The sequence below is a fragment of the Plectonema cf. radiosum LEGE 06105 genome (genome assembly GCF_015207665.1).
Classification (GTDB): Bacteria; Cyanobacteriota; Cyanobacteriia; order Cyanobacteriales; family Nostocaceae; genus Rivularia; species Rivularia radiosa_A.
Genome location: NZ_JADEWL010000001.1, coordinates 16579 through 36609, shown reverse-complemented (window position 1 = coordinate 36609; position 20031 = coordinate 16579). Strand labels below are relative to the sequence as shown.

Annotated in this window: 17 protein-coding genes; 7 read left to right on the top strand and 10 right to left on the bottom strand. The window is 36.2% G+C overall.

Annotation, left to right across the window (positions count from 1 at the left end):
* The first annotated feature begins 38 nt into the window (after positions 1-38).
* From IQ247_RS00140 to IQ247_RS00130, 3 genes are all read left to right on the top strand, one after another.
* Positions 39-752, top strand: a complete 714-nt coding sequence (locus IQ247_RS00140; RefSeq protein WP_193915479.1) for a C40 family peptidase — start codon at positions 39-41, stop codon at positions 750-752.
* 12 nt (positions 753-764) lie between these two features.
* Positions 765-1778 carry a glycosyltransferase family 2 protein gene (locus IQ247_RS00135; protein WP_193915477.1) on the top strand — a complete coding sequence of 338 codons (1014 nt, stop codon included), beginning with the start codon at positions 765-767 and terminating at the stop codon, positions 1776-1778.
* 845 nt (positions 1779-2623) lie between these two features.
* Positions 2624-3868: an MFS transporter gene (locus IQ247_RS00130; RefSeq protein WP_193915475.1), complete on the top strand. Its 1245-nt coding sequence runs from the start codon at positions 2624-2626 to the stop codon at positions 3866-3868.
* Positions 3869-3941: 73 nt separating this feature from the next.
* Here the strand turns inward: IQ247_RS00130 and IQ247_RS00125 are convergent, their stop codons facing one another.
* The 5 genes from IQ247_RS00125 to IQ247_RS00105 all read right to left on the bottom strand — a co-directional run bounded on the left by IQ247_RS00125 (position 3942) and on the right by IQ247_RS00105 (position 8607).
* The gene (locus IQ247_RS00125) at positions 3942-5069 is read right to left on the bottom strand and encodes a sensor histidine kinase (protein WP_193915473.1); all 1128 of its coding nucleotides are present in this window, start codon (positions 5067-5069) and stop codon (positions 3942-3944) included.
* A 107-nt stretch (positions 5070-5176) separates the two neighbouring features.
* Positions 5177-5557, bottom strand: a complete 381-nt coding sequence (locus tag IQ247_RS00120; protein WP_193915471.1) for a hypothetical protein — start codon at positions 5555-5557, stop codon at positions 5177-5179.
* Positions 5558-5561: 4 nt separating this feature from the next.
* Positions 5562-6059 (bottom strand): Rab family GTPase, encoded by a 498-nt coding sequence (locus IQ247_RS00115; RefSeq protein WP_193915468.1) that lies wholly within the window; start codon positions 6057-6059, stop codon positions 5562-5564.
* A gap of 12 nt (positions 6060-6071) precedes the next feature.
* Positions 6072-7889: an OmpA family protein gene (locus IQ247_RS00110; protein ID WP_193915465.1), complete on the bottom strand. Its 1818-nt coding sequence runs from the start codon at positions 7887-7889 to the stop codon at positions 6072-6074.
* A 115-nt stretch (positions 7890-8004) separates the two neighbouring features.
* Positions 8005-8607: a hypothetical protein gene (locus IQ247_RS00105; protein ID WP_193915462.1), complete on the bottom strand. Its 603-nt coding sequence runs from the start codon at positions 8605-8607 to the stop codon at positions 8005-8007.
* 939 nt (positions 8608-9546) lie between these two features.
* On the opposite strand from IQ247_RS00105, the gene IQ247_RS00100 reads away from it, so the two are divergent.
* Positions 9547-10743, top strand: a complete 1197-nt coding sequence (locus IQ247_RS00100; protein ID WP_193915459.1) for a sensor histidine kinase — start codon at positions 9547-9549, stop codon at positions 10741-10743.
* A 98-nt stretch (positions 10744-10841) separates the two neighbouring features.
* Here IQ247_RS00100 and rnc read toward each other — a convergent pair whose 3' ends face one another.
* Positions 10842-11570, bottom strand: a complete 729-nt coding sequence (gene rnc, locus IQ247_RS00095) for a ribonuclease III (RefSeq protein WP_193915457.1) — start codon at positions 11568-11570, stop codon at positions 10842-10844.
* 210 nt (positions 11571-11780) lie between these two features.
* Here rnc and bchD point away from each other — a divergent pair, with 210 nt between their 5' ends.
* On the top strand, positions 11781-13823 hold the full coding sequence (gene bchD / locus IQ247_RS00090; RefSeq protein WP_193915452.1) for a magnesium chelatase ATPase subunit D: 2043 nt from the start codon (positions 11781-11783) through the stop codon (positions 13821-13823).
* Between the two features lie 163 nt (positions 13824-13986).
* Here the strand turns inward: bchD and IQ247_RS00085 are convergent, their stop codons facing one another.
* Together IQ247_RS00085 and IQ247_RS00080 are read right to left on the bottom strand one after the other, a co-directional pair.
* Positions 13987-14589, bottom strand: coding sequence for a hypothetical protein (locus IQ247_RS00085; RefSeq protein WP_193915449.1), 603 nt, complete (start codon positions 14587-14589; stop codon positions 13987-13989).
* 720 nt (positions 14590-15309) lie between these two features.
* On the bottom strand, positions 15310-15852 hold the full coding sequence (locus IQ247_RS00080) for an REP-associated tyrosine transposase (protein ID WP_193915446.1): 543 nt from the start codon (positions 15850-15852) through the stop codon (positions 15310-15312).
* Positions 15853-16197: 345 nt separating this feature from the next.
* On the opposite strand from IQ247_RS00080, the gene dusA reads away from it, so the two are divergent.
* Complete coding sequence (gene dusA / locus IQ247_RS00075; RefSeq protein WP_193915443.1) at positions 16198-17160, top strand: tRNA dihydrouridine(20/20a) synthase DusA; 963 nt, start codon at positions 16198-16200, stop codon at positions 17158-17160.
* A gap of 93 nt (positions 17161-17253) precedes the next feature.
* Positions 17254-18888 carry an alpha-D-glucose phosphate-specific phosphoglucomutase gene (locus IQ247_RS00070; protein WP_193915440.1) on the top strand — a complete coding sequence of 545 codons (1635 nt, stop codon included), beginning with the start codon at positions 17254-17256 and terminating at the stop codon, positions 18886-18888.
* Positions 18889-19052: 164 nt separating this feature from the next.
* Here the strand turns inward: IQ247_RS00070 and IQ247_RS33010 are convergent, their stop codons facing one another.
* Together IQ247_RS33010 and IQ247_RS00065 are read right to left on the bottom strand one after the other, a co-directional pair.
* Entirely contained in the window at positions 19053-19184 is a 132-nt protein-coding gene (locus tag IQ247_RS33010) for a hypothetical protein (RefSeq protein ID WP_265579651.1), read from the bottom strand.
* A gap of 54 nt (positions 19185-19238) precedes the next feature.
* Entirely contained in the window at positions 19239-20030 is a 792-nt protein-coding gene (locus IQ247_RS00065; RefSeq protein WP_193915437.1) for an RNA polymerase sigma factor SigF, read from the bottom strand.
* Position 20031: the final 1 nt, after the last annotated feature.

Genomic DNA, 20031 nt, shown 5'->3' with positions numbered 1-20031 from the left:
TTTGATTTAAACTTCGTTGTTATTACTTACAAAGTTTTATGGTTTCTCAAGAGGAATTGCAAGCAAATTTTGAATATGTAACCCAAGCTGATTTGAATATCTACGATTCTCCTGAATGTCAAGGTTTGTCAACTCAAGCGGAAAAGGGAAGATATTTACAGGTAATCCTAGAAACGTTAAATCAAAGTTCAGTCAAGGTATGCTTATCTGAAGATGATTACTCCGGTTGGGTGTTAATTGACGATTTACAGGTATTATCTCCAGCGGCTGAACCTTTACAAATTAAATCATTTTCCCCAGTTCAAATAAAGCAACTTTTACCGTCAGTTATCGCTTTTACCCAAAAAGCTATGGAACAACCAAATTATTACCTTTGGGGTGGTACCGTTGGACCAAATTATGATTGTTCGGGACTGATGCAAAAGGCTTTTGCTTTGGTGGAAATTCGCTTACCCAGAGATGCTTATCAGCAAGAGGCTTTTGTTCAACAAGTTTGTACTGTGGAGAATTTTGATTTAAATTCTTTAGAAGCAGGTGATTTAATATTTTTTGGCACTCCTCAAAAAGCCACTCATGTAGGTCTTTATTTGGGAGATAGTTATTATATCCATAGTTCGGGAAAAGATAAAGGACGAAATGGTATTGGAATTGATCGTCTTTCGGAACAGGGAGATGAGGTTAGTCGGTCATATTATCAGCAGCTACGAGGTGTAGGAAGGGTGGTAAGCAGTTACATCCCACAAAAAGGCTAAGGATAAATAATTATGAGAAATGGGTTTGTTTCTGGAAGTTTGACGGTTAAGGAAGATGCCATATCTCCTGTTCTCGATGTTTCAGTGGTAGTACCAGTTCATAACGAAGTGGAAAGTTTACCTCATTTACTCGAAGCAATTTCATCCACTTTAATTGAAAGTCATTTAAATTACCAAATTATCTGCGTTGATGACGGTTCCACTGATGGTTCTATTCAATTATTGAAAGAACAAGCACAAATCCGCACCGACCTCAAAAGTATTATTTTACGACGCAATTACGGTCAAACTGCGGCAATGGCAGCCGGTTTCTTCCATGCACAGGGCAAATCTATTGTAACTTTAGATGCCGATTTACAGAATGACCCCGTAGATATCCCCATGTTATTGACAAAGTTAGATGAAGGGTACGATTTAGTCAGTGGTTGGCGCAAAAATCGTCAAGATGCCGCTCTCACCCGTTTGTTACCTTCCAAAATTGCCAATTGGTTAATTCGTCGCATCACCAGCGTGAATATTCATGATTATGGTTGTTCTCTTAAAGCCTATCGTAGCGAACTTGTAGCAGATATGAACCTGTACGGAGAACTACACCGTTTTCTACCTGCCTTAGCTTATATTGAAGGTGCCAGAATTACCGAAATCCCAGTTCGTCACCACCCTCGTCGTTTTGGTCGCAGTAAATACGGTTTAGGTCGTACTTTCCGAGTCATGATGGATTTATTTACTATCGCATTCATGAAAAAATTCCTCAGCCGTCCGATGCACGTTTTTGGATTGTGGGGCTTGATTTTTATGGTGTCCGGTGGCGCAATAAGTCTTCATCTAACTTGGACTAAATTAATATTAGGTCAAAATATTGGCGATCGCCCTTTATTGATTTTAGCTGTGTTGCTTTTAGTCACCGGAGTACAGCTATTTTGCTTCGGGTTACTCGCTGAATTATTAATGCGTACTTACCACGAATCCCAAGGAAGACCAATTTATCGCATCCGCGAAGTTATACAAAATCAAAGGGAACAGTAAACAGTTAAATAAGTCTGAGAATTTAGACCCCCGACTTCTTCAAGAAGTCGGGTATCTCAACACCGTGATTTCGATACATACAAATAGGATTGTTATATAGCCGCAATCAACCTCACCTGTTTATACAACCACCATTCATAAAACCTCGGATTTTTCTCAATAAAAATACTTAATTTCAACTTTTTTTGTGATTTTAATTACTACGAACACTTAACTATCAAAATAAAGTGGGAGCGTGAGAACCCCTGAAATTTATCCAGGGGATGAAACGCGACTCAACAGGTTTTAACAATACGATATTTTTGGTAAAATCAATCATGATGTTGGTGAAAAACCCATAACAAAAAAACATCATAAATTAATTAAAAGTAGCCGTACAACCAAGAAATTGGTCGAGGCGGGTAGGGCTGTTTGAAACACGAGACTTAACAAAAAGGCACGTTTTTTTTGCTCAATTCAATCCTCAATCAAAAAAAACCAATACAATAAAAATCTAACTTAAGCAAGTATTTTTACAAAAATTTTTGAAAATTTGAAAAAAAATTTTAGATTTCGTGTTTTTCTGATATTATATTTTTTATAGAAAGATTATTTTTATAATGGGAATATTGCCCTCTCAAAAAAAAATACTTACACCCGATTATAAAAATATCGTTTTATTTATTTTTAATCATATCACAGCCAGTTGATTTTTCCTCACTTGATGCAGAGCAAATAATTTTTCAGTAAATTAAAGAGATATGTAAAGTAATGTAACATAGAGATAGTAGTTTGTTTATTTGAAGTGATTTAAGAGCAAATAACAAACTACAAATCACAAACCTCACACAAGAATTGCATCTGCCGTGAAAGTATTATTATCAGTAGATAGCCAAGTACGGCGAAACCTGCTAGCTTTATTTGCAGCAGGTTTGCTATTTTGGGCTAGTTTGGCTTCATTACTGCCAACTTTACCGCTTTATATTGAAGATATAGGAGCAACAAAACAGCAAATAGGCGTAATAATGGGTAGTTTTGCGATTGGGCTATTGATATTTCGCCCATTTTTAGGTCAAATAGCAGATAAACGCGGTCGAAAAATCGTGTTGATAATTGGTATTATATCAGCAGTGATAGCTCCCATCGGCTACAATTTTGTGCAATCAATACCATTGTTAATGGTAATAAGAGCTTTCCACGGTATTAGTATTGCAGCCTTTTCCACCGGATTTTTGGCATTAGTTGCAGATATTGCACCAGTAGAAAATCGTGGGGAATTAATCGGCTATATGAGCTTAGTTAATCCAGTTGGTTTAGCAATTGGTCCGGCTTTAGGTGGTTATTTAATGGAAGCTGCTGGTTATACTTCATTATTTATATTATCCACTGCTTTGGCTTGCCTGGCATTATTATGTACCATACCAATTATTAATCCCATAGTTCCAGTAGAGGAGCAAGTAGTTAATAACGACAGTCCATTTTGGCGAAAATTGATTAGTCCGAGAGTGAGGATTCCGGCTTTTATCTTGTTAATTATAGGTTTGATTCTTGGTAGTTTACATACCTTCGTACCATTATTTATCAAATCAACCGAAGCAGAGCTAAATCCTGGATTATTTTACACAGTAGTGGCGATCGCCAGTTTTTGTTCGAGGTTATTTTGCGGAAAAGCCAGTGATAAATTTGGTAGGGGTTTATTTATCACTTTGAGTTTAGTTTGTTATAGTTTGGCATTACTATTATTATGGACAGCCAATAGTTCGGAAGATTTCTTATTTGCAGCGATAATCGAGGGAATTGGTGGTGGGACAATAATTCCGATGATTGCAGCGATGATTACAGATAGAGCTTATCCTCAGGAAAGAGGAAGAATATTTAGTTTATGTATGGTAGGCTTTGATATTGGTGTTGCTCTTGCAGGACCAATTTTTGGTTTAGTCGCTCAACACATTGGTTATCGCAACATATTCGGATTTAACTTTGCGATCGCTTTAATCGCAGTAATTATTTTTATGACTTTATCAAGTAAAAATTTACCTGCTTCCTTACGCTTTGCTTTTGGACGTGGAGTCGATATTTATTCACTCAACAAAGTAGAAGTTAGGAGTTAGTTGACAGTTGACAGTTGACAGTTAGGAGTTAGAATTTATTACTGATAACTGGTAACTGATAACTGACAACTGATTACTCCCCATTGCTTCTTACTGCTTTTAATAAAGTAAACCAAAAGCGAGAACCTCCATTTTCACGAGGGGTAAAACCAATTTCTCCTCCCCAACGTTCTACCGTGATTTTGCAAAAATAAAGTCCGAGTCCAGATTTACCAAATTTTTTTTTACCTTGAGTAAACTTTTGAAATAAAGTATCGGCAATTTCTTCTGGAACACCACTTCCTTCATCTTCTACACTCACAAGAATATAATCTTCTTGTTGTTGTAAATTGATCGTAACTGTGGTGTTTGAGGGGCTATGACGAAAAGCATTTTCGATCAAGTTTGCTAAAATCCGATCTAAACGCGATTTATCACCAACTATTCGCCAATCTGCGGTTAAATCTATATCCGACGATAGTTGTAACCGCATTTGATTGAGTGTGAAACTTGGCGTGAATAATTCGATGGCATCAGATACAGATACTAAAACATCTGGTGCTGTTTCAACATCATCTGTGAAGTTTTCTAAAGATTGAATTTCTTGAGAAAATGCGTTTAAAATTTCTCGAATCAGCATTTCTTGTTTAATAGTTTGCTTTCTACCGATTTCTAAACGTTCTTTACCTTTCTCAGTTAAATTTTCTAATTCTAGCAGAGCCAAACAACAATTAATACCACTTAACTGTCCGGCAACATCATGTATAATGCAGTGAATTAAAACTTCTTTTTTCTGATTTTCTTTAAGAATATGTTGATAATTAAGCTTATTTTCTCTAGCTTGTTGAATCAGACTTTGTTTCTCGATGTAAGCATCACTCATCATTTCGACGAGTAATATTTTTTTGTGATTTGCGAAAAGAACAGAAGCTTCAAAATGAAATTCATTCCCCGATATATCTAAATCAGTCCATATTCCAGATTTTAAAGGTTTTTCATGGTTATTCTGCCAATATTCTTCCCCATCAATCAGAAAATTTTCGAGGAAAGGAAACTCTTCTTCAGGAATTAAAATTTCCATTCCTGGTTTAAAAATCTTACGACAAAATCGTCTCACCCATTTGGGGATATTTCCAGAAATTTTAAATTTACCAAAATCAAGTCTTTCTAAAACTAAGATATCTAAAGCAGCAAAAATTTCCGCTGTTATTGATTCACTCATAATTAAACAGTCGTAGAATTAATATTTTATATCAAGTCCTAATGATTAGTTATTGTTTCCTGTTAACTGATAACTGATATTAGATATTTAGTACCGAAATAATATTACTATGATTTGCGCTGCATTAACCGAGAAGAATTGACTTGTTGTTGGACTTTAAAGATTTGCATTTCATCCCAAGTTGCATCTAATAGTAAAACCCAATCTCCATCTTTTTCAGGAAACAAATGCACATCCGCACAAATTCCGTTATTAGTTTGGATGCAGGGTAAAAACAATGGAAAATCATCAAGTGGTAAAAGTCCTTCCAGAAAGAAAATTTGTTGACTAGCATTTTCTCCTTGTTGTAAATTGTTAACTCCATATTCTGTTAAATTCCCTCCCCAACTAGATAAACATCCATCTTTATTCACAAATAGATATGCTAGAGAACGACTTTCTTTCAGAAAATTAACAAGATAATTACTGACAGGGAAAGGGATATCCATGCATTCATCCTTTCAGTATTTTAGAAGCAAGTATATTAAAAATTTCCTCTACATTTAATCCAGTTTTTGCACTAGTTTTAATCGTACTCCATCCCTTGTTTTCAATGGTTTCTATCGTGGCAGAATCTAACTCCCATTCATCTTGTAAATCCCACTTATTCAACACTAAAATAAAAGGTACTTTACCCAAATTCTCTTCAACTCGTTGTTGTAATTCAAGAGCTTTTTCGAAAGTTGTTTTTCGCGTTCCATCCACTACTAACAAATAACCAGATGAACCTCTTAAATAAGAAGTTCTTAATTTTTGAAATTCATCTTCTCCATACAAGTCCCATAAAATCAAACTTAATTCTTGTTCTTTTACTTGTACTGTTTTTTTATCAATTTTTACCCCTACAGTGGTTTGATATTTTTCCGAAAATATGCTGTAAACGAATTTAGCTACTAAGCTTGTTTTACCAGTAGCGAATGCACCCACCATACAGATTTTTTTCTGGAGCATGAGTTTACTCCTCTATTTATATTTAGTAATGTCGTCTATGATAACCTTGAAAGAGACTCTACGATTAAGTTTTTTTTCTTCTTCGGTTGATTCAGGACGTAAAATATTTTCAGAGTCTAAAGATTTTGTGCGAAAATAATTTTTGTTAATACCTTGGGATGTAAGGTAAGTTAAAATCTTCTCCGCACGATTTTGAGAAAGTTTGATGTTTGCTTGTTTATCTCCTAAACTATTTGCATATCCATCAATTTCGATGAAAATATCTTTTTCTAAAGATTTAGCAGCATCAATCAGATTTTGTAGTTTTGGCAATAATTTTAAGAGTTTTTCTGTTTCACCGGGTAAAAATTGAGTTGTATTATTTTCAAAAAGCAAGATTATTTCTTCAATTTCTTTTTTATAAGTATTAAGTTGTTCAATATCTAAGTTAGTCAGATTTTCATCTTGATATTGATTAATTCCCAAAATAGATAGGGATGATTGTTGTTGTCTAGCGGATAAAATCCATTCACGAGGAGCAAAACCTGTAGCGTTTAAAACACCCTTATCATCAAGAGTAAAAGTAACTGTTTTCGGTTTTTGTAGGAAATTTTCGGCTCTTTTAACAATAATTTCTGGTTCTAAAGATATAAAAGGTTTCCATTGATAAACAACTGCTTTTTCATTGATATTCAATTGTTTCATGAACTGATTTGGTTCAACTGCTAATGGATCACGCATCCCTGTAACCAAATATTTTCCATTTCTTGTATCCGTTTTAGTCACCAAAATTCCAGGTTGATCTGCCAAAATTTTGACGTAATTATTCCAACGTTGATTATCTCTAATGACATTAAATCCCCAAATACCTAATACAATTGTCAGTATTGTCACAGAAAGCCATGCATAAGTATATTTAGTGTTAGTAGGATTTCGATAATGGGATTCTAGACAATTTTCTAAATAGGGTTTACTAGGTACAAACGGCTGAGTATCACCAGAAAAATTCTCAATTTCTTTACTTAATTTTAAATGTATTTTTTCTAAAACATTCTTAAAGACAATTCTTAACTCTTCCGGTGCATTTCCGCGAATAATACCCGCTAAAACTGCTGTAGGCCCTTCTTCAATCCAAATTGTCAATTCCCCAAATTCTAAAGTATGCAGCCCCTCGTGTTTCCTTACTTCAAAAGAGTCTCTGACAAAATCTTGAATCGCTGTTAACATTGCCGAAACCAAAGATGGGTCTTGAGCCGCTACCTTGGATGCTACTATATGCTGTAAAATCAATCCGCTATGCTTGTGAATCAGAAATACCTGTTCCACACGATAAATTAGCGTCCGTAATAGCACAACTTCGGCAAAGGATTTCCCCGTTTGTCTTGCTTCTATTCTCCACTTCAGACTTTGCGGTGAAGCGCTATATTCTAAAGCCCGATTAAACGACTGCAACATTTCATCCAAAGTTGTGGCGATCGCCTTGCGGGTAGCAGGACCAATAATCGGGAAAATCGCTTGGGAAAGTATGTTAATATCTTTTTTGACAGAAGACTCAATCGCTTGCTCAACAGTAGGAATCATCGCTTCAGACAACTGATCATCTTTCATTGTCCGCAAAATAATCGCTTCAGGCAGCATCTTACTGATATCTTCAGCATCAACTTGAGGATTATCCAATTTTTGATAAAACTTATCAAGTTTTGGTTGCTCAATTCCTAAAAGTAAACTCCGTAATTCAGTCAATTCATTTAATTCATCTAATTCATTGAATTGATTATTCTCTTTAATATGATTATTATGATGATTTTTTAAAGGTTCTTCTGCTAATCTATTGCCGTTATAATTATTCATCGGTATTTTGTGATTTTCTAATAATTAAACTTAAATAAATTCAAAAAAAAGTCATTCATTTATTTAACAGTTATCAATTAACCGTGATAACTGTTAACTGATAACTGTTAACTGATTATTGAGAATTCAACCGCAAAGCTAATTCCGAAAATAAAGCAGCTAACTGGGAACGATCTGTTTTTTCACTCTTGAGTTCGTAGGTTTCTCGCTCTAATAAACCGACAAGTTCTTCATATTTTTGGCGAATATCATCATGCAAGTTTTGAGATTGATTAAAAATTTGCTGACGTAACTCTCGTTGAATTTTATTTGCTTCCTCATCAATTTCAGCCATCTTTTTCTCTAAGGATTCAGCAACTTTCTTCTGCTCTTCAGTAATCACTTTCAATGCTTCATCACGCTTGACTTGTTCGCTTTTCGTCTTAGCACCCAAAGCATCTGCTTCTTCTCTAATATAAGTTTCTAAGGAATCTAATCTTTTTCTCGTCTCATCTCTTAAATCTGTACATTCTTTAACTAAACGCTCTTCCAAACGAGAAAATTTCTTATCCAATTCTCGCATTTGAGAACCCACTAAAATATCTCTAACTTTATGCAAGCTATTATTTTCATGAATCTCAGGATTACTATATCCTACAGGCACCTTAGTATCTCTAGTTGATACTATTTGTCCTGCTTCTCGCGAAATATTATTGTTGTGTTCTTCCGACGAATTCATACTTCAAATTCCTAATAACATCTTTTTATTCCGCCAAAAAGGTCGTAATTTTATTCATACACCCTTACAATAATCCGTAGTAACTTATACTCATGCACTTAGGTACAATTTTTAACTACTCAGCTAGGTAGCATCGTAAAAATAGCAGCAAAAAAACATCCTCCTTAAGATTGAGATTAGATTATACATTAGAAATTATTATTATTAGCACAACTATTATTAATTAGAATAAATAAATTTTAATTAACATTTGATTAATAATATTGAGTTGTCTGGACTAAAAAGCGGGTTTATTACAAAACTCTGAGTTGATCAAAATCTTGATTTTTCCGATTGTTGAGAATGGGACTAGACATGATATCACTCATCGTAATTGTGATGTTGAATTAACAATCAGGAATAAATAACAGCGAAAAGCAGTAAATAGATTGTTTTTAAGCAATTTAAAGCAAGGTTGCCAAAAATAGTCATATAAATATTGCAATTAAACATTTTTAGATTTTTTCACATAAATACATAACAATATCTTTTTCAGTTAGGAGGTTTAGGATGTTTTTTTATTTTATTACTTACCCGATATTCCCTTTTAAAAATATGATGTCTGAATCCCACATTTCTCACAAACAACAAGGAAGTTGCAGTGAGTAGTAAGTAATGAGTAGTGGGAAAATCAATTCGTCACTCAACGTTTATCACTTACTTGTGAGAAATCCAGGGAATGTATGTGAGAATTATTATTTATATGATTCATGTGGATAATTAAATATTACCATCAAGACCTAGGCTGCATAAATCTGGTTTTATGCAAAATCTTGATTTTTACGAGTAGATAGCGAACAATGAATTTGGTTTATGACTTCACATGGATAAATCCTAGATATTATACTACTACAATAAGAGTAAAATATATTATAATTTTGATTAACTTGTCATAATTGTATGAAAGATTTTAGTCAGTTACTTATTGATAAAAAAGAAATAATTGTAGAAAACTGGCTTAAAAAAGTTCATGAGGACAATCAAATTGAAAGTAGCTGCGGTTTATCTCGTTTAGCCATAGTAAATCATCTTGAATATGTTTTGCTAGCTTTAGCAACGGTTCTTTGCAAAAATCAAGAAGATGATTTTGAGTCGGTAGTAGAAGCGAGTTTAAACCATGGAATTCTTCGTGCCGAACAAGGTTATGATGCTTCAGAAATAGCTAGAGAATATCATTTGTTTCGTCAAGTTATATTTTCGACTTTAGAAGAACATTTATTGCAATCAACAGCGATAGAAGTAGTTGAAGTAATGCGTTCAATTGATACTGTAGTTGATGAAGCAGTTGCGCGTTGTTTTAAAAGTTATACAGAACAACGAATTGCGGAATTAAAACATTTACAAAATCAGTTAACTTTGCACAATCAAGAATTAACTCGATTTGTTCGCACAAGTCAAGAGAATCTTTCTTTTTTAGCCCATGAATTAAAAAGTCCTTTAACATCAATTATTGGATATTCTGATTTATTTTTACGGTTACAAAAACAAAAATCGGAAGTTAGAGATACCTATGGAAATTTAGAACACATTGAGCGTGTATTAACTAGTGGTAGACAGTTATTACGTTTGATTAATAATGCATTGGAAATTTCTCGTCTGGAAGCGGGAGAAGTAAAATTAAAATTAGAATCAATAAATCCGCGTCAATTAATTGCCGAAGTACGGGAGATGTTACAACCTTCTTTAGAAAATAAAAAAATAGAAATAATAGTTAATTGTGAGAATGCTCCTCAACTAGTAGTAACAGATGGATTAAAATTACAACAAGTGATGACAAATCTTGTAAGTAACGCAATTCGCTATACCGAATCCGGAACAATTGAAATCGACTGTCACAGGGTGAATAAAAATAGATGGGAAATTATCGTTTCAGATACCGGAGTAGGTATTTCTGAAGAAGACTTACTAAATATTTTTAAACCTTATTATCGTGCTAATGCCAAAAGAGATTCTTGTTTTATCGATGGTACTGGTTTAGGTTTAGCAATAGTTGCCCAAATTGTTCAGCTAATTCAAGGGGAAATTAAAGTAGAATCTGTATTAGAAATTGGTTCTAGATTTACCGTAATTTTGCCTTTAGAAATAATTAATCAGTAAGTAGGTACAAATAAAAATAATTATCCTTCCTTAGTCCCTACTCTCTGAGAATCACCGGAAATTTTAACGTTACTCGATTTAATATCCAATATCATAATTTAAAGAAAACCCTCTGACTTTAAAATTGTTAAAGCATTTTCCGCAGCCATTTTTTTAGCTTCTGGAATACTTTTTCCCGTACCTTCGCCGTATTTTCGATTATCTACAAATACTTCACAGAGAAATTCTGGAGCATGAGGTAAGCCACCGATTTTAGTCCGAACATAGTTAGGTAGTAATGGTGGATTTTGGGGAATGTGTCGTTGAACCCAGACTTGAAACTGATTTATTGGATCGAGATGAGAACGAGATTCAAGTATTTCTTCGGGTACAGAATCAAATAACGGTTCAATAACATCACGTACTGCTTCAACATTGAAATTGTTATCGAGATAATAAGCTGCAATTACAGCTTCAAAAGTGTTGCTAAGTAAATTAGGATTTTGAAATCCTCTTTCACGAATAGCACCCTTACCCAATCGCATCTTTTTATCTAAACCGACTTCCAAAGCAAACCTTGCTAACTGCTTTTGATCTACTAATGCTGAACGTCTACGAGTTAATTGATCTTCTTCAATATCTGGATGACGACGATAAAGATAGTCTCCACTGAGATAGGTTAATAAAGCATCACCCAAAAATTCTAACCGTTCATTATGTTCTCCTGATTGAGGATTTTCGTGAACGTAAGAACGATGAGTTAATGCACGACGCAAAAGTGAATTATCTTGAAATTTTTCTTCTTGAATAATTTCTAAAAAGTTATCTTGTTTGGGTTTTGGTTCCATTGATTTAGCAACTAATAAAAGTAAAACTTATTTTATATTCTTCTGCTATTTTGACAACAGAAGCAGATATCGCTTTCAAAAGCCTAGTTATACTATCAATAGCACGATACCAGTGAAAATGAAGATGGCGATCGCCCTAGCTATATGATTCTCGACTCGTAAAACAAGGTAAGCTAAATTTAGACTAATTAGACTAACTATTATCTAAAAATGGCTGCATCCAGTGTTATTTCTAGTGTTACAACTTTTCCTTTAACCGCTGTCGTTGGTCAAGAAGCGATAAAATTAGCTTTACTATTAACAGCAGTCGATCCAGAATTAGGGGGAGTCGCGATCGCAGGACGTAGAGGAACTGCAAAATCAGTGATGGCTCGGGCGATTCACGCTTTATTACCACCAATTGAAGTTGTCAAAAATTCGATTAGTAATTGTAATCCCAATCAACCGCAAGAATGGGATGACGATTTATTGTGTAGAGACGTTAAATTTAACGTCTCAGATATAGAAACGGAAATCATCCCCGCACCGTTCATCCAAATTCCTTTGGGAGTCACCGAAGATCGACTTTTGGGTTCGGTAGATGTGGAAAAATCTGTCAAGCAGGGAGATACAGTATTTCAACCAGGTTTATTAGCAGCAGCTCATCGGGGAGTGCTGTATGTAGATGAAATCAATCTTTTAGATGAGCAAATTAGTAATCAACTTTTAACTGTACTATCCGAAGGACGCAATCAAATCGAACGAGAAGGAATCAGTTTTCAACATCCTTGTAAACCCTTATTTATCGCTACTTATAATCCCGAAGAAGGAAATTTACGAGAACATTTACTTGACAGAATTGCCATTTCCCTCTCCGCAGATGGTGTTTTAGGTTTAGATTTACGAGTTGAAGCAGTAGAACAAGCAATTGCTTATTCTCGTTCTCCCCAAGAATTTCTTCAGCAGTACACAGAAGATATCGACTCAATCAAAACTCAAATTGTTTTAGCGCGGGAATGGTTGAAAGAAGTTACTATCACTCATGAACAAATTAACTACTTAGTTGAAGAAGCAATTCGCGGTGTAGTCCAAGGACATCGTGCCGAATTATTTGCAGTACGAGTAGCCAAAGCTTCCGCAGCACTTGATGGACGTGATAAAGTCAACCCCGAAGATTTACGTCGTGCAGTGGAATTAGTCATAGTACCCCGTGCGACAGTAATTCAAACACCCCCCGAAGAACAACAACCACCACCACCTCCTCCACAAAGCCAAGAACAATCAGAAGACGAATCAGAACAAGAGCAAGACGAACAACAAGAAAAAGAAGATGAAGATATTGATGACGAATCAAATCAAGAACAAGAACCACCAGGAATTCCCGAAGAATTCATCTTTGACCCAGAAGGTGTAATTTTAGATGAAAGTGTGCTGTATTTTGCTCAAATGGCACAGCGTCAAGGTAACTCCGGAAGTCGCGGTTTAATCTTTTCCGACGATAGAGGACGATATATCAAACCGATGTTACCCAAAGGAAAAGTTCGTCGTATTGCCGTAGATGCCACATTAAGAGCCGCAGCACCATATCAAAAAGCACGACGACAAAGACATCCTGGTAGAAACGTGATTGTAGAACAAGGAGATATTCGCGCCAAACGCTTAGCAAGAAAAGCCGGAGCATTAATCATATTCGTTGTAGATGCTTCCGGTTCAATGGCACTCAACCGGATACAATCAGCCAAAGGTGCCGTCATGCAGTTATTAACAGAAGCATATCAAAACCGCGACCAAGTAGCTTTAATTCCCTTCCGAGGAGAACAAGCAGAAGTGGTTTTACCTCCTACACGTTCTATCACCTTAGCTCGCACTCGTTTAGAGAAAATGCCTTGCGGAGGTGGTTCACCCTTAGCCCACGGCTTAACCCAAGCCGCTCACGTTGGTTTAAATGCTCAAAGAAGCGGAGATATCGGACAAGTCGTCATAGTCGCTATCACCGATGGACGCGGTAACATCTCATTATCCCGTTCTTTAGGAGAACCTCAAGAACCTGGAGAAAAGCCAGATATTAAAGGGGAATTATTACAAGTTGCCGCTAAAATTCGGGCTTTAGGTATTAAATTATTAGTGATTGATACCGAAAGTAAATTTGTCTCTACCGGATTCGCTAAAGAACTAGCCAAAAACGCCGGAGGTAAATATTATCATCTACCCAAAGCCACAGATCAAGCCATCGCCGCAATGACAAAAGGCGCGATCGCAAATTTCAAAAGTTAGTACCACCGGAGTTAGTTCGTAGGTTGGGTTAGACGCACGACAATATTTGATAATTAACCGATTAATTGGTATTGCGTCGTAACCCAACATCAACTTTTTAAGTAATCCCAATCGTTTCAAGCTTTTTGGTTGTTATCGTATATCTTGTTTTATTTACCCCAACTTACTTATTTTGCTCCAAAGTTTCTATTTGGTTTTGCTGTCGAATGACCAAGGTTACAATCACATAACTGATTGGTATATTAAGTACAAAAGTTAAAACCATTGCGATTATAACGGACAAAGGCATCTTTACTGTTCTTTCATTTTTCTCAAATAAAATATTTTTATCAGGGAAAACTACTTCTATCTTGGGTGTAGAGGCAAAACTAACTTTTAATTCTTTTGGAAACTGCTGATTATCTGTCAAAGGTTGTGGGGTAAACTGTGGCGATACTATTGGCTTAGGAGTTGGTTCTACCTTACTTATGGTAAGTAGATCCATCAAATCCTCAAATTGTTCGTCGTTATACTGAGGATATCTTTCTTTAATGACGGTTTTTGCTCTATCAATAGCAGCATCTAAATCTTCTTCCTGCAAATCCGATTCTTGAAAAATATTCTTAGCATCAGGCATAAAACGCACGAAAACATCGTACTTGCTAGCGTCATTCTTTGCTATGTGAATTGAGAAATCCTCAAATAACTTTCCTTGTATAGTTTGCTGCCCCTCGAAGATACCCGAAACACCTTTGCTGCTGAGTAAATTATGTAAAGAGAAAGCCATATCAATTAACTTCCTTCCTTAACTTATTTACTACCTTAGAAAGAAAACGATATTGATAATTTATCTGAGCGATACCTGAAGAAATTAATTCCTCAGTTCGTAGGTTGGGCTGAGGAACGAAGCCCAACATAATCTGGAAAACTCAACAAAATAATTTAAATCAAAACAATGTTAACTATCCAACGAAACAACTTGCTTCAGGGTAATTTCGTATAAATCAAAACGCTAATGTTGGGTTACGACGCAATTTCAATCAATTAGTCAATCATTAAATCTTTTCGTGCGTCTAACCCAACCTACAAGTAAACTGCCTGTCCAAATCTACCTCATAACAATAATCAAATAACTGATGTTGGGTTACGACGCAATTTCAATCAATTAGTAGTTCGTAGTTCGTAGGTTGGGCTGAGGAACGAAGCCCAACATAATCTGGAAAACTCAACAAAATAATTTAAATCAAAACAATGTTAACTATCCAACGAAACAACTTGCTTCAGGGTAATTTCGTATAAATCAAAACGCTAATGTTGGGTTACGACGCAATTTCAATCAATTAGTCAATCATTAAATCTTTTCGTGCGTCTAACCCAACCTACAAGTAAACTGCCTGTCCAAATCTACTTCATAACAATAATCAAATAACTGATGTTGGGTTACGACGCAATTTCAATCACTGGTTGATTTTTAAATATTGTCGTGCGTCTAACCCAACCTACTATGTTATTCATTCCCCACTGAATCAGGAAATTCTAATTCTACTCCTGCACCCCAATCAATATCATAAATACCTCGTTTAACATCACGATGAAAGCTTGAATACTTCCAATCTTTGGGTGCTTTGACATATCCATGTCGCACAGGATTGTAATAAATATAATCCACATGGGAAATAAAATCTGCTTCATTGCGGATTTGATGTTCCCAAAAACGACGCTGCCAAACTCCTTGTTCTTTTTTACTCTGCCGCGATGCAGATATTTTTCCTTTATATTTCGGATGACACAGACGACTAAAACCACCTTTAATCAAGTTCCAACGAGTTGAAAAGTCATCATCATTTGGTGGTAAAGTCCAAATACAATGCAAATGTTCGGGTAAAATTACTATTGCGTCAATTGTAAAGCGGTGCTGCTGCATTACCCGTTTGAATATCTTTCTTAGTAATACAATATTTTCTTCGTTACACAAAAATTTACGGCGATTCTGAGTGACAACCGTAAAAAAGAAAGTACCTCCCTCTATTTTTGCTCTACGGTATTCCATTTATTTTGTTAGATAAATAAATACAATTATTCATTTTGTAGGTTGGTTTAGTTCGTAGGTTGGGCTGAGGAACGAAGCCCAACATCATCTGGATAATTCAACTAAATAACTAAACTTAAAATAATCTTAAACACCCAACCAAACAAATCGCTTCAGGGTAATTTCGTATAAATCAAAACGCTAATGTTGGGTTACGACGCAATATAAATTAATTCGTCAATCATTAAATCTTTTCGTGCGTCTAACCCAACCTACAACTTATTATAATTTTATATATTTTATTTGAAATCAAAACGCTGATTCATAATTAAATTTGTAACTCCTAACTCCTAACTCTTTCTTCCCATGCCCAACCGTTTAAGTATCGCCCCAATGATGGATCGAACAGACCGTCATTATCGTTATTTTATGCGACAAATTACCCGTCACACTTTACTCTATACAGAAATGGTGACGAGTGCGGCAATTTTGCATGGAGATAAGGAACATTTACTAGGTTTCTGTGCCGAAGAAAAACCTCTATCACTACAAGTTGGAGGTGATAATCCTGTAGATTTGGCGGAATGCGCTCGCATTGCCGAAGGTATGGGTTATGACGAAATTAATTTGAATGTCGGTTGTCCCAGCAGTCGCGTACAAAGCGGTAATTTCGGTGCTTGTTTAATGGCACAACCCCAACAAGTCGCTGATTGTGTCGCAGCGATGATTAATGCAACCAAAATTCCTGTTACTGTCAAACATCGTATTGGTATTGATGATTTAGACCGTTACGAGGACATGGTAAATTTCGTTAATATAGTTTCTCAAGCTGGTTGTCGGCATTTCACTGTTCACGCTCGCAAAGCTTGGTTAGAAGGGCTGAGTCCTAAAGAAAACCGCGACGTTCCACCTTTAAGATACGATGACGTGCATCGATTAAAACAAGATTTTCCTGATTTATTTATTGAAATTAATGGTGGATTTAAAACTTTAGAACAGGTTATTCAACATTTACACTCAGTTGATGCTGTCATGATTGGACGTGCGGCTTACGATAATCCCTACCTTTTCGCTACCGTAGATGTAAAAATTTACACTGACAAATCCCCGTCTCCAAGTAGACACGAAGTTGTACAAAATATGTATGATTACATAGATAAATGGACGGCGAAAGGATTGAAACTCAATAAAATTACCAGACATATGCTGCAACTCTTCGCCGGAAAACCCGGTAGTCGCGCTTGGAAGCAGCATATTACAGAAAACTCATGTCGTTTCGGAGTTGGTTCCGAAGTCGTGCGGGAAGCTTTGGGGAAAGTGCCGCAGTGAAGAGGGGAAGAAATAAAAATCTCATAACTCCTAACTGTTCATTGTTCACTGTTCACTGGTACTTTATTTATTAATACCCAAGAATTCGGATTTATGAATATTCGTACTGTTTCAACTCAAGCATTTACCGATCAAAAACCGGGAACATCCGGTTTACGGAAAAAGGTTAAAACTTTTGAGCAACCCCACTATTTAGAAAATTTTGTGCAATCGATTTTTGATAGTCTTGAAGGCTATCAAGGACAAACACTGGTTTTGGGTGGTGATGGACGTTTTTACAACCGTGAAGCTATCCAAATTATCCTCAAAATGGCGGCGGCTAATGGATTTGGAAGGGTATTGGTAGGTGAGAGCGGAATTCTCTCTACTCCTGCTCTTTCCTGTATTGTGCGTAAATATAAAGCTTTTGGCGGGATTATTCTTTCTGCGAGTCATAATCCAGCAGGTCCCGATGAAGATTTTGGGATTAAGTACAATACTGATAATGGTGGTCCCGCACCAGAAAAGGTGACAGAAGCTATTTACAATCGGAGTAAAACCATTGATGCTTACAAGATTTTAGAAGCAGAAGATGTCAATTTAGATAAATTGGGTAGTTTTGAACTCGGTTCAATGACAGTTCAAGTCATTGATTCGGTAGCGGATTATGTCGAGTTAATGCAGTCGCTGTTTGATTTTGATAGTATTCGTCAACTGTTAACTGCGGGAGATTTCCGGATGTGTATGGATTCCTTACACGCTGTAACCGGACCTTACGCTTATGCTTTATTTGAACAGCGTTTGGGAGCGCCTGCGGGAACTGTACATAATGGTAAACCTTTGGAAGATTTTGGTGGTGGACATCCAGACCCGAATTTAGTTTATGCTCATGAATTAGTTGATATTTTATTTGGGGATAATGCTCCGGACTTTGGTGCTGCTTCCGATGGAGATGGCGATCGCAATATGATATTGGGACGAAATTTCTTTGTAACTCCCAGCGATAGTTTAGCGGTATTAGCAGCCAATGCGAAACTGGTACCAGCTTACAGTTCGGGATTAGCAGGTGTGGCGCGTTCGATGCCGACTTCTGCGGCAGTAGATCGAGTAGCTGCGGGTGAGGGAATTGATTGTTATGAAACTCCTACAGGTTGGAAGTTCTTTGGCAATCTTTTAGATGCAGGTAAAGTGACTCTTTGCGGTGAAGAAAGTTTTGGTACTGGTTCTAACCATGTAAGGGAAAAAGATGGACTTTGGGCAGTTCTATTTTGGTTGAATATCTTAGCATCACGAAAGCAATCAGTTGAAGAAATTGTCCGCGAACACTGGAAAACCTACGGACGCAATTATTATTCAAGACATGATTATGAAGCAGTAGAAACACTGGAAGCCAATACCCTAATGGAAAATCTCCGTGGTTCGTTATCGACGATGAAGGGTAAACAATTTGGTAAATATCAAGTCGAATATGCCGACGACTTTAGTTATACAGACCCCGTTGATGGTAGTATCAGTCAGAACCAGGGAATTAGAATTGGATTTACCGACGGTTCGAGAATTGTATTTAGACTTTCCGGTACAGGTACTCAAGGAGCAACTTTGAGAGTTTATTTAGAAAGCTATGAACCCGATAGTACAAAACATAACCTCGATCCGCAACAAGCATTAGCAGAATTAATTACCTTAGCCGACGAGATTGCTCAAATTAAAGCTAATACCGGAAGAGATAAACCTACCGTTATTACCTAACAGTTATCAGTTATCAGTTATCAGTTATTTTCCCCGCATATAAGGTGGGAGATAAGATAGAGAGCATATCATATGTCACTACGTGCCACGCTGCGCTACACTGATAACTGTTTACTGATAACTGATAACTGTTTTATCCCCATTACCGAATATATTCAATTTAGTTAAAAAGTTTGTTGCTGATGTTTGGGAAGGGAGTAAGTCGAATACGCGATCGCCATGTGATGAATTTGGTCAATTGATTGATATATGGGTTGAATATATGACAAATTTTTGAGGCGCAATAAAATTTTCATTGACCAATCAATTGCTATATATAAACCGATTAATTTGGCAAAATTTTACCCATATCATCGGACGGTAGCTGCTACTGGTTGTGGTTGTTGCATTAAACCCATTAAGTCATCAATTCCTTTTTGTAGATACCGCGTTACTGTCATTGGACTAGTACCAATTTTCTTGGCTGCATCTTTACGGGAAAATTCCTTTAAGAATACCAATTCTACTGCCATCCGAGGCTTTTCTTCTAACATTCCCATAGCCCCATGAAGTTGTTGACGCTCTTCTTCTAAGTGTTGCTGAGCGGCTGTATGAGGACAAGGCAATGCTTCACCCAAGGTAATTTGACAATCAACATAGTTCACAACAGTTGCATCTAAACTTAAAGGCATCCGATTTTGAACCGCTAATTTAGTTTCTTGCCATTCTTGTACCGACACTTTCAGTTCGCGAGCAACTTCCAAATCTTTGGGCTGTCTTCCTAAAGTATCTGCTAATTCTTTACGCACCTTTTGTCCTTCATTGTACAGTTCTTGCCAACGACGAGGAATTTTTAATAAAGTACTGCGATCGCGTAAAAAGTGCAGCATTTCACCCCGAATATACGGGACAGCAAAGGAACTAAATGCGTATCCTTGAGTCGGATCGAAACGTTCAATTGCTCGAATTAAACCGAAGTAACCAATTTGTTCTAAATCTTCATAAGGTTCATTACATTGATGACTAAATTTATGAGCCATTTTTCGTACTAAACCACTATGCAATTTTACGAGTCTGTTACGAAGTTTAACAGAAGGATTCTGGTGATATAGACATAATAATTCCATACCATCAGACCGAAGAGAGGACTGAATTACTGCCATA

Bases quoted from the DNA above. Each gene is read 5' to 3' on its own strand.
- IQ247_RS00140 (WP_193915479.1), top strand. From the start codon at position 39: ATGGTTTCTCAAGAGGAATTGCAAGCAAATTTTGAATATGTAACCCAA.
- IQ247_RS00135 (WP_193915477.1), top strand. From the start codon at position 765: ATGAGAAATGGGTTTGTTTCTGGAAGTTTGACGGTTAAGGAAGATGCC.
- IQ247_RS00125 (WP_193915473.1), bottom strand. From the start codon at position 5,069: ATGAGTGAATCAATAACAGCGGAAATTTTTGCTGCTTTAGATATCTTA.
- IQ247_RS00120 (WP_193915471.1), bottom strand. From the start codon at position 5,557: ATGGATATCCCTTTCCCTGTCAGTAATTATCTTGTTAATTTTCTGAAA.
- IQ247_RS00115 (WP_193915468.1), bottom strand. From the start codon at position 6,059: ATGCTCCAGAAAAAAATCTGTATGGTGGGTGCATTCGCTACTGGTAAA.
- IQ247_RS00110 (WP_193915465.1), bottom strand. From the start codon at position 7,889: ATGAATAATTATAACGGCAATAGATTAGCAGAAGAACCTTTAAAAAAT.
- IQ247_RS00105 (WP_193915462.1), bottom strand. From the start codon at position 8,607: ATGAATTCGTCGGAAGAACACAACAATAATATTTCGCGAGAAGCAGGA.
- IQ247_RS00100 (WP_193915459.1), top strand. From the start codon at position 9,547: ATGAAAGATTTTAGTCAGTTACTTATTGATAAAAAAGAAATAATTGTA.
- rnc (WP_193915457.1), bottom strand. From the start codon at position 11,570: ATGGAACCAAAACCCAAACAAGATAACTTTTTAGAAATTATTCAAGAA.
- bchD (WP_193915452.1), top strand. From the start codon at position 11,781: ATGGCTGCATCCAGTGTTATTTCTAGTGTTACAACTTTTCCTTTAACC.
- IQ247_RS00085 (WP_193915449.1), bottom strand. From the start codon at position 14,589: ATGGCTTTCTCTTTACATAATTTACTCAGCAGCAAAGGTGTTTCGGGT.
- IQ247_RS00080 (WP_193915446.1), bottom strand. From the start codon at position 15,852: ATGGAATACCGTAGAGCAAAAATAGAGGGAGGTACTTTCTTTTTTACG.
- dusA (WP_193915443.1), top strand. From the start codon at position 16,198: ATGCCCAACCGTTTAAGTATCGCCCCAATGATGGATCGAACAGACCGT.
- IQ247_RS00070 (WP_193915440.1), top strand. From the start codon at position 17,254: ATGAATATTCGTACTGTTTCAACTCAAGCATTTACCGATCAAAAACCG.
- IQ247_RS33010 (WP_265579651.1), bottom strand. From the start codon at position 19,184: ATGAAAATTTTATTGCGCCTCAAAAATTTGTCATATATTCAACCCATA.
- IQ247_RS00065 (WP_193915437.1), bottom strand. From the start codon at position 20,030: ATGGCAGTAATTCAGTCCTCTCTTCGGTCTGATGGTATGGAATTATTA.